This window comes from Bradyrhizobium sp. USDA 376, assembly GCF_054063675.1.
In genome coordinates this window covers 2,307,036-2,320,542 of record NZ_JBSSGN010000001.1, presented here as the reverse complement: position 1 = coordinate 2,320,542, position 13,507 = coordinate 2,307,036, and the positions used below count along the sequence as shown (strand labels likewise).

General features: G+C 65.1%; 11 protein-coding genes. 5 read left to right on the top strand and 6 right to left on the bottom strand.

Annotation, left to right across the window (positions count from 1 at the left end):
* Positions 1 to 9: 9 nt before the first annotated feature.
* Entirely contained in the window at positions 10 to 1,170 is a 1,161-nt protein-coding gene (cyoA, locus tag ACVJ19_RS10940; RefSeq protein ID WP_453949138.1) for a ubiquinol oxidase subunit II, read from the bottom strand.
* 181 nt (positions 1,171 to 1,351) lie between these two features.
* On the opposite strand from cyoA, the gene ACVJ19_RS10935 reads away from it, so the two are divergent.
* Positions 1,352 to 2,680, top strand: a complete 1,329-nt coding sequence (locus ACVJ19_RS10935) for an MFS transporter (RefSeq protein WP_453949139.1) — start codon at positions 1,352 to 1,354, stop codon at positions 2,678 to 2,680.
* A 329-nt stretch (positions 2,681 to 3,009) separates the two neighbouring features.
* Positions 3,010 to 4,263 carry an IS110 family RNA-guided transposase gene (locus ACVJ19_RS10930; protein WP_453949141.1) on the top strand — a complete coding sequence of 418 codons (1,254 nt, stop codon included), beginning with the start codon at positions 3,010 to 3,012 and terminating at the stop codon, positions 4,261 to 4,263.
* 272 nt (positions 4,264 to 4,535) lie between these two features.
* Here the strand turns inward: ACVJ19_RS10930 and ACVJ19_RS10925 are convergent, their stop codons facing one another.
* Both ACVJ19_RS10925 and ACVJ19_RS10920 read right to left on the bottom strand, forming a co-directional pair.
* Positions 4,536 to 6,023: a M48 family metalloprotease gene (locus ACVJ19_RS10925; protein ID WP_453949142.1), complete on the bottom strand. Its 1,488-nt coding sequence runs from the start codon at positions 6,021 to 6,023 to the stop codon at positions 4,536 to 4,538.
* 32 nt (positions 6,024 to 6,055) lie between these two features.
* Positions 6,056 to 6,907, bottom strand: a complete 852-nt coding sequence (locus tag ACVJ19_RS10920; RefSeq protein ID WP_453949143.1) for a thermonuclease family protein — start codon at positions 6,905 to 6,907, stop codon at positions 6,056 to 6,058.
* A 324-nt stretch (positions 6,908 to 7,231) separates the two neighbouring features.
* Between ACVJ19_RS10920 and ACVJ19_RS10915 the strand changes: the two genes are divergently transcribed.
* From ACVJ19_RS10915 to ACVJ19_RS10905, 3 genes are all read left to right on the top strand, one after another.
* Positions 7,232 to 8,437, top strand: coding sequence for an ABC transporter substrate-binding protein (locus ACVJ19_RS10915; RefSeq protein ID WP_283023014.1), 1,206 nt, complete (start codon positions 7,232 to 7,234; stop codon positions 8,435 to 8,437).
* Between the two features lie 117 nt (positions 8,438 to 8,554).
* Positions 8,555 to 9,346 (top strand): enoyl-CoA hydratase, encoded by a 792-nt coding sequence (locus ACVJ19_RS10910; protein WP_349630474.1) that lies wholly within the window; start codon positions 8,555 to 8,557, stop codon positions 9,344 to 9,346.
* A 2-nt stretch (positions 9,347 to 9,348) separates the two neighbouring features.
* Positions 9,349 to 10,098: a hypothetical protein gene (locus tag ACVJ19_RS10905; protein WP_453949144.1), complete on the top strand. Its 750-nt coding sequence runs from the start codon at positions 9,349 to 9,351 to the stop codon at positions 10,096 to 10,098.
* A 213-nt stretch (positions 10,099 to 10,311) separates the two neighbouring features.
* On the opposite strand, the gene ACVJ19_RS10900 is transcribed toward ACVJ19_RS10905, so the two are convergent.
* Genes ACVJ19_RS10900 through ACVJ19_RS10890 form a run of 3 tightly spaced genes read right to left on the bottom strand, consistent with a single transcriptional unit; the run spans position 10,312 to position 13,415 of the window.
* Entirely contained in the window at positions 10,312 to 11,130 is an 819-nt protein-coding gene (locus ACVJ19_RS10900; protein ID WP_453949145.1) for an enoyl-CoA hydratase/isomerase family protein, read from the bottom strand.
* A gap of 41 nt (positions 11,131 to 11,171) precedes the next feature.
* Positions 11,172 to 12,332: an acyl-CoA dehydrogenase family protein gene (locus ACVJ19_RS10895; RefSeq protein ID WP_130365954.1), complete on the bottom strand. Its 1,161-nt coding sequence runs from the start codon at positions 12,330 to 12,332 to the stop codon at positions 11,172 to 11,174.
* An 18-nt stretch (positions 12,333 to 12,350) separates the two neighbouring features.
* Entirely contained in the window at positions 12,351 to 13,415 is a 1,065-nt protein-coding gene (locus ACVJ19_RS10890) for an acyl-CoA dehydrogenase family protein (protein WP_453949147.1), read from the bottom strand.
* Between the last annotated feature and the right edge of the window lie 92 nt (positions 13,416 to 13,507).

The window sequence follows — 13,507 nt, the reverse complement described above, 5'->3', positions numbered from 1 at the left end:
CGTTCTCTATTAGGAGTCTGACTTCGGACGCTGTCCGAGGAAGAAGGACGAGGACTTCAGCGGCGTGAAACTCGGCCGCTTCAGGCCGGCGCCGAGCAGCGGCGCGGTGTCGACGGGGGCCGTGATGGAGGCGGTGGTCCTGCCCTGCGGGGCATCGGGCGTGCAGGTACCGGCGACGAAGCTCGGCTCCGGCCCGAGCGCGGTGCCGCGACGGGCATACTTGTCGTAGGCCAGCGGCAGGGTGTTGTTCAGGCCCTGATGGCCGGCGCCGCCCTTGGCGTCGATCGCCATCATCTCGCTCTGGCACATCTTGCCGGTCTCGACGCACATGTTGAGGATCAGGCGGTAGAGATCGGAATCGATCGTGCCCCAGCGCCGAACCGGCTCGTTCTGGCTGGGCTTCTCGAGCTGGAGATATTCGGCGCGGCCGAGCGAGCCGCCGGCGGACTTGGCCTGCGCGATCCAGGCGTCAAAGCCCTTGTCGTCGAGGCCCTGGAAGTTGAAGTGCATGCCGGAGAAGCCGGCACCGCTGTAGTTCGCCGAAAAGCCCTTGTAGGTGCCGGGATGGTTCACCACCGCGTGGAGCTTCGTCTCCATGCCGGGCATCGCATAGATCTGGCCTGCGAGCGCGGGGATGTAGAACGAGTTCATCACCGAGGAGGCGGTGATGCGGAATTTGATCGGACGATCGACGGGAGCGGCGAGGTCGTTGACGGTGGCGATGCCGTAGTCCGGATAGATGAAGAGCCATTTCCAGTCGAGCGCGACGACGTCCACCTCGAGCGGAGCCTTGGACTGGTCCAAGGCCTGCTCCGCCTTGATGCGGCCGAGGGTGCGGTAGGGGTCGAGCAGATGAGTGCCCATCCAGGTCAGCGCACCCAGGCAAATGATGATCAGCAGCGGCGCCGACCAGATCACCAGCTCGAGCTTGGTCGAGTGGTCCCATTCCGGCTCGTAGCGGGCCGAGGTGTTGGACTGGCGATAGCGCCAGGCGAACAGCACCGTCAGCGCCATCACGGGGACGACGATCAGGAGCATCAGGACGGTGGAGATAATGACGAGGTCGCGCTGCTGGGCAGCGATGTCGCCGGCTGGCGCCAGCACGACGTAGTTGCAGCCGCTGAGCGCAACTGCCAGGGGTAGTAGCGCCAGGATCTTGAGACGAGACACGGGCCGAGCCTTTGAGAATGAGTTTCCTTTGCGGGGCCAACGGGTAGCTGCGACGCAGCAATCCGGACATTGGACAATTTGTCCAATGTTGCAGTGCGGAATGTTGGGCCAGACAAGGCCAGATTGCCTGGCTCCCCGCCGGGCGGTCGGCTTTGGTTTTCAGGACGTTAAGGGCGCACGAATGGCGACGGCACAGACCCCCGCAATGGCAGACCTCCACTCGGGCGAGCACGGCCACGACCAAGCCAGTCCCGGCGAGATCGCCATCGGCGTCATCATCGGGCGCACCTCGGAATTCTTCGACTTCTTCGTGTTCGCGATCGCCTCGGTGATCGTGTTCCCGCGCCTGGTGTTCCCGTTCACGAGCGAACTGACCGGTACCCTCTATTCCTTCATGATCTTCGCGCTGGCCTTCTTGGCCCGGCCGATCGGCACCGTCATCTTCATGACGGTCGACCGGGAGTACGGCAAGACGGCCAAGCTGGTCTCCGCGCTATTCCTGCTCGGCACCGCCACCGTCGCGCTCGCCTTCCTGCCCGGCTATCACGAGATCGGCGTTGCCGCGATCTGGCTGCTGGCGCTGGCGCGCATCGCGCAGGGTCTGGCCTGGGGCGGCGCCTGGGATGGCATGGCCTCGCTGCTGGCGTTGAACGCGCCGGCCTCGCAGCGCGGCTGGTACGCGATGGTGCCGCAACTCGGCGCTCCGCTCGGGCTGATCGTGGCGAGCGCGCTGTTCGCCTATTTCGCCGGTAACCTCTCGGCCGACGACTTCTTCGACTGGGGCTGGCGCTATCCGTTCTTCGTTGCGTTTGCCATCAACGTCGTGGCGCTGTTCGCGCGCCTGCGCATGGTGACGACGGAGGAATATGCCTCGCTGTTCGAGACCCGCGAACTGCAGCCCTCGCGCATCTCCGACACCGTCGCGCGCGAAGGCCACAACATCATGCTGGGCGCGTTCGCGCCGCTGGCGAGCTTCGCGCTGTTCCACATGGTCACGGTGTTTCCGCTGTCCTGGGTGTTCCTGTTCACCCGCGAGAGCCCGGTGCGCTTCCTGATCATCGAGATCGTCGCCGCCGTGTTCGGCGTCGCCGCGATCGTGGCCTCCGGCGTCATCGCCGACCGCGTCGGCCGCAAGTCGCTCCTGATGGGATCGGCGATCGCGATCGCGATTTACAGCGGTTTCGCGCCGCAGCTGCTCGATGCCGGCGCGTTCGGCGAGACCATCTACATGGTGATCGGCTTCATCCTGCTCGGCCTCTCGTTCGGCCAGTCCTCGGGTGCGATCGCCTCGAACTTCAAGCAAATGTACCGCTACACGGCCTCGGCGCTGACTTCCGACATGGCCTGGCTCTTCGGCGCCGGCTTCGCCCCGCTGGTGGCGCTGCTGCTTGCCACCAATCTCGGCGTCATCGCCTCGGGCGCATATCTGCTCTCCGGCGCATTCTGGACCCTGCTCGCGCTCTGGCTCAGCGGCCAGCGCGAGGCCGGCGACATGGACGCGGGCGCTTAATCGAGCGCGGAGCTCGTAGGGTGGGCAAAGGCGCGTAGCGCCGTGCCCACCACCTTTCAGTGATTGCGATCGGGAATGGTGGGCACGCTTCGCTTTGCCCACCCTGTACCCTTTTGGGGTTCGCATCCAGTCGAAGGTGTAGACTGGAACACGGGCCGATCCGCCGGGAGCAGCCTTGCCCACCTGTGTCTTGAACACCGACGTAGGAGCCGCGCCCCGGCAGAGCGGCCGCGGTCGAGATCCAGTAGGAGGTTCGCGCCGAGAGCGCCAGTACAGGGATCGATCAGGATCGCGGTGGCCCGCTTTTTGAGAGCAAGGAGGTCCCAACAATGCTCGAAGATGTACGCTGGTTCGTCGGGATCGATTGGGCAACGCAGAGCCATAGCGTTTGCCTGCTGGATACCGAAGGAAGACAGGTTGCTCACTGCGAGTTCGCCCATGAGGGTGCGGGCCTGACGGAGTTGCGCGACTGGCTGCTGCAGAAGACCAACGCCGCACCGGGGCAGATCGCCGTGGCGATCGAGATGCCGCACGGCCCGGTGGTGGAGGTGTTGCTCGAACACGGGTTTGCGGTGTTCGCGATCAATCCCAAGCAGCTTGACCGCTTCCGTGATCGCTTCACGGTGGCTGGTGCCAAGGATGACCGCCGCGATGCCCATGTGCTCGGAGCTTCGCTCCGCACGGATCGCGCGGCGTTCCGTCGGCTTGTGGTCGACGATCCCACGATGATCGAGCTGCGCGAGTGGTCGCGCTTGGCCGACGAACTGCAGCAGGAGCGCACACGTCTTGCCAACCGGCTGCGCAAGCAGTTGTGGCGATATTATCCGCAGGCCACCAAGCTGACCGACGATGTCGCTGACGAATGGTTCCTGGCGCTTTGGCAGATGGTGCCGACGCCGGCCCGTGCGGCCAAGGCCAGCGAGAAGGCAATTGCACGCGTTCTGAAAGCCCATCGCATCCGCCGCCTTGATGCGGCGGGGGTGCTTGAAACTTTACGCGAGGCCCCGCTGCTGTTCGTGGCACCCGGCACCACCGAGGCCGCCTGCGCACACATCCGCAGCTTGGCGGCACGACTGCACCTGGTCAATCAGCAGATCAAGGAGGCGCATCAGAACCTGGACCGTCTGTGCGTCGCAATCGAAGGCGAGGAGAAGGCCTCGGGGCAGAGCTCGGAGCAGTGCGACGTGACGATCCTTCGCTCCTGGCCAGGAATCGGCAGGATCCATCTCGCCACACTGCTCGCCGAGGCCGCAGAGCCTCTGCGCAGGCGAGATTATCATGCTCTGCGCGCCTTGGCAGGGGCCGCGCCGGTGACGCGGCAAAGCGGCAAGCAACGCTTCGTGATCCGTCGCCTCGCCTGCAACAGGCGGCTACAGAGCGCCGTCCATCACTGGTCGCGGGTCGCCATCCAACACGATGAGGCCAGCAGGCGACGCTATGATGCCTTGCGACAGCGAGGACATGGCCACGCGCGTGCTCTGCGCACTGTAGGGGATCGCTTGCTCTTTGCCTTGTGCACGACGCTCAAGCGACACACCCCATACGAGGCGGACTATAGCGCAAGGACCTCCACTAAAGCCTGAGCCTCATTCCTTTGTTCGGCCGGTGTGACCATTCCTTCGTCCCGACCTGCCGATCGCCACAGCGCCGCGCGCAGACGCTGTCCAGGAGGCCGTCGGCACCGGCAACGCCGGCGCGAAGCGTCCTGGACGGCGGCGAGCACGGCGCTATGCTCGCCCATCAAGGACGTCTACCTCTTGACCACGGGTAGGAGGTCCTACGGCAGCGAATTTGCGGCTCCAGATCCCGGGTTCGCGCTCAGCGCGCCCCGGGATTGACGTGCGCTTAGCGCACGTCAATCCGCCACGATCTTCACGCGATCCCGCACCTTTACCTGCGCGGTGCGGTCGAGGCCGTTGAGCACGCGGAAGCGCTCGGCGGGGTGATCGACGCCGGCCATGCGGTGGGAGAGCGATTCCACGGTGTCGCCGGGCTGCACGGTGATGACTTTGATGCGCAGCGGGCGCGCGGCCTGGATCTCGTCGAGCGTCAGGCGGCGGAAGGAGTTGACGGTCTCGCGTGCGTTGCGCTCGCTCTCGGTCGACTTCTGCCGTGTCGCGAAGATGAAGCGGTAGACGTCGCTGCCGAAGCGCAGCGCATAGACCTTGAACTGCCACTGCTCGCCCTTGGCGGTGGCGGACGCGCCCGGGAAACCGTTGATGGTGAGGTCCTCGGTCGAGGCCTTCTCGACGCCTTCCATCCAGCCGGAATTGAGGTAATCGCCGAGCGACTGCTCGGCCGGCACGCGCACGACGTCGAAGCGCATCGCCTGCGAGCCGCCGTCGCGCACGCCGATCACGGCCTGCGCGGTATTGTCGAGCGTGAAATTATCAGGCGCCTGGAAGGTGAAGCCGAGTTTCGGATGCAGGAAACGGCGGCCGCGGACGAAACCTTCGCTGGGATCTTCGCCATAGACGAGGTTGTCGATCGCGGCGAGATAGCTCTCGCGGTCGCGCTCGGCGCCCTCGGGCGCGGCGTATTGCCGTGCGATGGTCTGTGCGTTCTGCACGCGCTCCGGCGTTGCCGGATGCGACGAGGTGAAATCCTGCGCGCGCGGATCGAGCGAGCTCTTGCCGGCCTTGAGCTCGGCATTGCGCTCCATCGCCGAAAGGAAGCGTGCCGCACCATAGGGGTCGAAATGCGCTTTCGCGGAGATGCCGACGCCGATGCCGTCGGCCTCGAACTCCTGGTTGCGCGAAAAACTCGCCATGGTGAGCTTGGTCTTGGCGAGCGCGAGCGCGGTGAGGTCGGGGTCGTTGCTCATGTCGGTGACGACACGGGTGACGATGGCGGCCTGGCGCGCCTGGTCCTCGCGCATCGCGGCGTGCTTGGACAGCACATGCGCCATCTCATGGCTGAGCACGGAGGACAATTCCGAGGTGTCGCTAGCCAGCGCAAGCAGGCCGCGCGTGACATAGAGCTGGCCGTTCGGCAGCGCGAAGGCGTTCACCGCGCCGGAATTGAGAATGGTGACCTTGTAACCCTGGTCGGGACGGTCGGACGCGGCGACCAGCCGGTCGACGGTCTTGCTGACGAGCGATTCGAGCCTGGGGTCGTCATAGGCGCCGCCATAGCTCGCCAGGATGCGCTCGTGCTCCTTCTCGGTGGCGGGGGTCTGCGCGACGGCCGGCTTGGGCTTCGGCATCGCGACGGTCGGCGGGGCGGCGGCGGTCTGGAACCGGTTCATGTCGCCGCAGCCGGCGAGAAGCCCGCCCAGCGCAAGGCACAGCGCGGCCGGCGCCGCCCGCAGGCGGCGTTCACTCCGTACGTGCCGTTCTAGCACCCCATTCACGTCGCTTAACCCGTGCCCGGCCGTTAAGGCCTTACCCCAGTAGGCTCATTTGCGCCCAGCAATTCAACCTGTCCCAAGAGACGCACATCGATCCGCGGCCCTGTCGTCCCCTCAACCCAGCCCCGGACCCGAATACGTCGATACTCCAGGGACTTAGGGGGAATCCCGGCGCTTTCGAACGCCGGTAGCGTGCGCTTTGAAATAGTCACGGCAAAGCCGCGTGTCCAGTTCCGTCCGAAGTTGAGGTAGGTCATTGCCCCAGCTTGCCGGACCGACAGGACTTTGCCCTCGACCACCATAAAGCGCCCGATCCCCGCCAAAATATCGTCCGGACTTTCCGCGTTTTTTATGGCCGATGGGTCAGCCCAGTTGCCCATTTTTTGGCGCCTCGCCTGCGCTTCCGACGCCATCAACGTGGCCGCGCAGTCATTGTCGGCGATTTCGGCCGATGCGATGGCCTCGCCCCGGGCCAGCAGCGTGGCCTGCACCGAGCTGTCGCTTTCGCCGATGAAGACCAGCGCACCCTGGCGGCCGTAGCGGTCGGGCGTATCGTCGGCGCTTCGCAGCGTCACGTCGCGGCCGGCGAGCAGCGATGTCAGCGTCTGCCTCGTCGTCGCCGTCGGCTCGATTCCGGCGAGACGGATCTCGCGACCGTCGTCGAGGCGCAGGGTGCGGGCGTCGACGACGGCGACGACGCGGCCTTCGCCTTGCGACTCGAACTGGCACGGTGCCGCGAACGCCGAGTTACCCGCGACGAGGAGCAATGCGACGATGAAGTGAAGCCGTTGCGTCACGTGACCCGGAGAGGTTGTGTTACGCGACAGTCTTAACTCAAGCGTGGCGGGTCGCGAAGAGGCTTCCTTGCACTCAGTCATCGCGCGCGCAACTGTCGTAGGGTGGGCAAAGCGACTTGTCCGCCGTAGCTCGAGGAGCGTAGGCGGAAGCGTGCCCACGTCTTTGGCCAACAGCGCACGGGCGGTGGGCACGGCGCGAAGAGCGCCTTTGCCCACCCTGCGGCAACGACGATGCGGAAACATCTTGCATCATCACACCATTCCGTTTTGCGGAAAACGCGCGCGGCAATGGCGCGCTCTCAACGCCCCCGTGCTTGCTGCTCTCCCGCGCATGCGGCATGATTGCGGCAACAACGATAACCAAGCCGCCATCAGAGCACGGCGCGATAAGGGAGGTCTTTTTCGATGAAGAATATTTTGTCCGGCATTTTTGCCGCTGCGTTTGCCCTCAGTGCGAGCGCCGCGCAGGCCCAGGACAAGCCGCCACTCAAGATCGGCGGCATCCTCGACATGTCGAGCCTGTATGCCGACATCACCGGTCCCGGTAGCGAGACCGCGGCGAAGATGGCCGTTGAGGATTTCGGCGGCGAGGTGCTGGGACGCAAGATCCAGGTGCTGGCGGCCGACCATCTCAACAAGGCCGATCTCTCCGGCAACATCGCCCGCGACATGCTCGACAATCAGGGCGTCGAGATGATCTACGACGTCGCGGCCTCCGCGACTGCGCTCGCCGCCGGCGAGATCGCGAAAGCGCGCAACAAGATCATCATGTTCAACGGACCGGGCTCGATCCGTCTCTCCAACGAGGCCTGCGGTCCCTACACCGTCCACTACGTGTTCGACACCTTCGGCCAGGCCAACGTGACCGGCCTTGCCGCGGTGAAATCCGGCCTCGACACCTGGTTCTTCCTCACCGCCGATTACGCCTTCGGCCAGGACCTGGAGAAGGACACCAGCGCCGTCGTGACCAAGACCGGAGGCAAGGTGCTCGGCAGCGTCCGCCATCCGCTCAACACGTCGGATTTCTCGTCGTTCCTGCTTCAGGCGCAGGCCTCGAAGGCCAAGGTGATTGGCCTTGCCAACGCCGGCGGCGACACTGTCAACGCCATCAAGCAGGCGGCCGAGTTCGGCATCACCAAAGGCGGTCAGAAGGTCTCGCCGCTGCTCGCCTTCGTCACCGACATCGACTCGATCGGGCTGGAGACCGCGCAAGGCCTGCTGCTGGCGGAGGCGTTCTACTGGGACATGAACGACGAGACGCGTGCGTTCTCGAAGCGCTTCATGGAGCGGGTCAAGCGGCCGCCGACCTCGGCGCAGGCCGGCGTCTATTCTTCCGTGACGCATTACCTCAAGGCGGTGAAGGCGGCCGGCACGACCGATGCCGCCGCGGTGATGAAGGTGATGAAGGAGACGCCGATCAACGACTTCTTCGCCAAGAATGGCAAGATCCGCGAGGATGGCCGCATGATCCACGACATGTACCTGTTCGAGGTGAAGAAGCCGTCCGAGTCCAAGGGCCGCTGGGACGACTACAAGCTGCTCGCCACCGTGCCCGGCAGCGAGGCGTTCCAGTCGCTGGAGCAGTCGCGCTGCCCGCTGGTGAAGAAGTGACGCGAAGCGTCATCCTGGGGCGCGCGTAAGCGCGAACCCGGGATCTCGAGGTTCCGGGCTCGATGCTTTGCATCGCCCCGGAACGACGGAGATATAAAACAACAAGGGAGACGTCCTGTGAGCAACGACATGGTTCTGCAGAAGCTCGAAGGCGGGCTGCTCACCATCACGATGAACCGCCCGGAGCGGAAGAACGCGCTCAACCCCGACATGGTGCGCGGGCTGGTCGAGGCGGCGCGCCGCGCCGCTGACGATCCTGACGTGCGCGCGGTGCTTTTCAAGGGCGCCGGCGGCAGCTTCTGCGTCGGCGGCGACGTCAAGTCGATGGCGGAGGGCCGCGCGCCGCTGCCGTTCGAGCAGAAGCTCGCGAATTTGCGCCGCGGCATGGAGGTCTCGCGCATCCTGCACCAGATGCCGAAACCGGTGGTGGCGCAGCTCGACGGCGCCGCGGCCGGCGCGGGCCTGTCGATGGCGCTGTCCTGCGACCTGCGCATCGCCAGCGAATCCTGCAAGATCACGACCGCCTTCGCCAAGGTCGGCTTCTCCGGCGATTACGGCGGCACCTATTTCCTCACCCAGCTGCTCGGCAGCGCGCGGGCGCGCGAGCTCTATCTGATGTCGCCGGTGCTGACCGCGAAGGAAGCGCACGCGATCGGCATGGTGACGAAGGTCGTGCCCGACGCCGAGATCGATGCGGCCGCACACGAGCTCGCGCTGTCGCTCGCCCAAGGGCCCTCGATCGCGCTCGGCTACATCAAGCGCAACATCAACAATGCCGAGCATCTGGCGCTGGAGGATTGCTTCGACGGCGAGGCGATCCATCACACCCGCTGCGGTGACACCGCCGATCACAAGGAGGCGGCAAAAGCCTTCGTCGAGAAGCGCAAGCCCGCCTTCAGGGGCGAGTGACGATGTCCGCTTATGTGCGATTGCGCCAAATCTGCCTGGTCGCGCCGCAGCTCGAGCCCGTGATCTCCGACATCGCGCGGATCATGGGTATCGCTGTCTGCTACCGCGACGGCAATGTCGCGAAATACGGGCTGGAGAACGCGCTGCTCCCGGTCGACACGATCCTGCTGGAGGTGGTGGCGCCGTTCAAGGACGGCACCACGGCCGGCCGCTTCATCGAGAAGACCGGCGGCCGCGGCGGCTACATGGCGATCTTCTGCTGCGATGATCCCGACGAGCGCGGGCGTCATGCCAATGCACTCGGCGTGCGCACCGCCAACGTCATCGACCACGCGCCCTATCATGGCGTGCAGCTCCATCCCCGCGACTGCCGCGCCGCCTTCATCGAGTTCAACCACACCGACGGCAGCGACGACATTCTGGGCCCATATCCGCCGGCGGGGCCGGACTGGCAGAAATTCATCCGCACGGACGTGACGCAGGCGCTGACGGGCGTCGAGATGCAGAGCCCGGATCCGCAGGGGCTCGCGGAGCATTGGGGCAAGATTCTCAGGGTCGCGCCAATCGATAGCGAATTGAAGCTGCCCAACGCAAGCTTCCGCTTCGTCAAGGGCGCCAGCGAGATCATGAGCGCGCTGGAGTTTCGGGTGACTGATCCCGCGAGCGTGCTGCATGTCGCAAAGGCGAAAGGGCTTGCGGTGGCGGGCAATGAGTTCCTGCTGGGCGGGGTGACGTTCCGACTTAGTGCCTGAGTTCGCGCCTTCGTAGCCAGTCCCCTTACGTCGTCCTGGACAAGCGAGCGGAGCGAGCGCTGATCCAGGACCCATTACCCCAGGGAAGAGTTTGACGAAGACTCGTAGTTGAGAGCTTCGCGCTACAACCTCTCCCTGGGGTAATGGGTCCTGGCTTTCGCCAGGACGACGATTGAGAATGTCGCGATGCTTGAGTGATCCGGCGAAGCGCGATTACTTTCCCCTAAAATTCGCCGCGCGGCGTTCTTCCGTCGCCTTCACGCCTTCCTTGAAATCCTCCGTCGCGCGCAATCGCGTCTGCTCGGCGAGCTCGTGATTGGTCGCGGCCATGACGCGGTCGGCGAGGCCATTGCGCAGCGTGGCGCGCGTCGAGAGCAGGCCGAGCGGGGAGCATTCGGCGATCTCGCCGGCGAGCTTCATCGCGGCGGCCTTTACCTGGTCCTGCGGCACCAGCTCGTTGGCGAGGCCCCATTTGTAGGCCTCTTCGCCGGTGACGCGGCGGCTGGTGTAGAACATCAGCTCGGCGTTGTTCTTGCCGATCAGCTCCGGCAGCGTCACCGTGAGGCCGAAGCCGGGATGAAAGCCGAGCTTGGTGAAGTTGGCGGAGAAGCGCGCTTCCGGGCAGGTGACGCGGAAGTCGGCCGAGACCGCGAGGCCCAGGCCGCCGCCGATGGCTGCTCCTTGCACAGCCGCGACGATCGGCTTCTTGGCGCGGAAGATGCGCACGGCCTGGATATAGAGGTGGCTGATCTGGCCGAGATTGTCAGCGGGATCGCCTTTCTTGGCTTGCTCGGCCTCGCGCGCTTCCTGCGCCTGCCGCGCGGGGTCGCCGAAATTTGCGCCGGCGCAGAACGCCTTGCCCTGTGCCGACAAGACGGAAGCGCGGATTTCGATATCGCGATCGAACTCGTCGAGCGCATCCGCGATCTGGTTGATCAGCGAGATGTCGAAGAAGTTGAGCGGCGGGCGGCGGATTTCGATGGTGCCGACGTGCCCGACTTTTTCGACGCCGATGTCTTTATACGTGCTCATGATGGTCCTCGATTGAATTAGCGCAAGCCAGGTCCGCGCGACTAGCGCAAGCCAAGCCCACGCGCGATGATGCCGCGCAGCACCTCGGTGGTGCCGCCCTGGATGGTGAGTTTCGGCGCGGTCTTGATCGCGAAGTCGAGCTGCCGCTCCAAGGTCTCGCGATTGGTCGCGGTCTCCTCGACGAAGGCGGCGAGATCGCGGACGCGGTGCGGAAGCTGCTGCTCCCAGACCGTGCCGATGTCCTTGACGATGGACGCTTCGACCACCGGCTCCTTGCCGGCTTCCAGCATGCCGGCGACGGAGACCGACATGCGCCGCATGGTATGGAGCTGGGCGACGAGGCGGCCGATGCCTTCGGCGCTGCGCGTGTCCGGGTTGGGGCCGACCGCGCGCACCAGCTCCGTCAGCACGTAATAAGTCTCCAGGAAACGCTCGGGGCCCGAGCGTTCATAAGCGAGCTCGCTCGTCGCCTGCTTCCAGGCCCCGTCCACTTCGCCCAGCACGTGATCATCAGGGATGAAGTGATCGGTGAACACGACCTCGTTGAACTCGTACTGCCCGGTGATCTGGCCGATCGGGTTCACCTTGATGCCCGGCTGCTTCATCTTGACCAAAAACTGGGTCAGGCCGTGACGGCGGTTCTCCTTGGTCGGCGGCGAGGTGCGGAAGATCGCGATCATGTAGTCGGCGATATGCGCCGACGAGGTCCAGATCTTGGTGCCGTTGATGAGATAGCCGCCGTCGGTCCTGGTCGCGCGCGTCTTCGCCGCGAACAGGTCGGAGCCGGAATTCGGCTCGCTCATGCCGATGGCAAAGCAGATCTCGCCGCGGCAGATCCGCGGCAAAATCTCCATCTTGATGTGCTCGGGCGCGTATTTCAGCAGCACCGGCCCGCTCTGGCGGTCGGCGACGAAGAAGCGCCGCGTCGGCGCATTGGCGACGCGCATCTCCTCGGTGACGACGTAGCGTTCCAGGAAGGAGCGCTCCTGGCCGCCATATTTTTTGGGCCAGGTCATGCCGAGCCAGCCCTTGGCGCCGACCCGGCGGGAAAATTCCGGCGCGTCGGTGTCTTCGCGATTGGGCTTGTTCGGATCGAAGGTGCCGGCGGCGATTTCCTCGGCGAGGAAGGCGCGCACTTCCTTGCGCAACTGCTCGCACTTTTCGGGCAGGCGGATTGGATCGAAACGGAGGGCAGCGGTCATTGTTGTCTCGTCCCTTGATCAGCGCGACGCCACGAGCGGCCACAACTCATCGGCGCCTCTGGTGGCGACCAGCTTGCCGAGCTCGACGGCCCATTGGCTCTCCGAGCCGAAATCGTCGCGCCAGGCCAGCGCCCGCAGCGAGTAGCGGTGCAGGATGTGCTCCATGGTGAAGCCGATCGCGCCATGGACCTGATGCGCGATGCTGCCGCCTTTTTCGGCTGCTTCCGCGCAGCGGATTTTTGCCGAGGCGGCTTCGAGATAGACCTCGTCGTTGAACGATCTTGCGTTGGCGATGGCGTCGGCGGCCGAGGTCGCGGCCGCGAGCGCGGCAGCGGACTCGCCGGCGAGCCGCGCGAGATTGTGCTGCACAGCCTGGAATTTCGAGATCTTCTTCTCGAAGGCGACGCGCTCGTTGGAGTAGCGCACGGAGATGTCGAGCATGGATTCCAGCGCGCCGGCAATCTGCAGACTGCGCGCGACACCGCCCATCAGCATCAGATTGATCTGCTCAAAGCCCTTCGGTGCGGGCTTGATGGTGATCGGCTGCACCTTGTCGAGCGTGATGGTGTCACTGTGATCATAGCCGACATTGAGGCCGGATTCGATCCGCGCCCTGGTCGCATCGACCAGCGCGATGACCGCGCCATCCTTGCCGTGCGCCAGCACCGCAAAATGTTTCGCCGCCTTGGCAAAGGGCACGCCGCGGGCACGGCCGGAGAGCGCGCCATCGGCATCGAGTGTGATGCGGTCCTTCGGGCTCGCCGGCACGACCGTCATCTCGCCCTCGGGCGAGGCGATCTTCGCCTGTGCGAGCAGCCAGCCTGCGAGCATGGTCTCGGCGAGGGGAACCGCGACCGCGAAGCGGCCGGCGGCGTTCAGCAGGGCAAAACCATCGGCGAGGCTCGCGCCGGAGCCGCCGAGACCGTCAGGCACCCACGACAGCGGCAGGCCGGCTTCGCTCAGCGCCTGCCACAGCGGCGCCTGCCACGAATCCTTCTTGTCGTTGTTGATGGTTTGCGGATCGGCGAGATCGGCGAAGATTTTCTCCGCGGTCTCGACGACGATATTGTCACTCTCCGCCACAGCGTTCCCCGTGTTTTGCCATTGGCGCATCCGGCCTGATGAGCTGGCGCGCAGTCTCTTCTTGCGCCCGATGATCGGAAAAAGCCATGGCC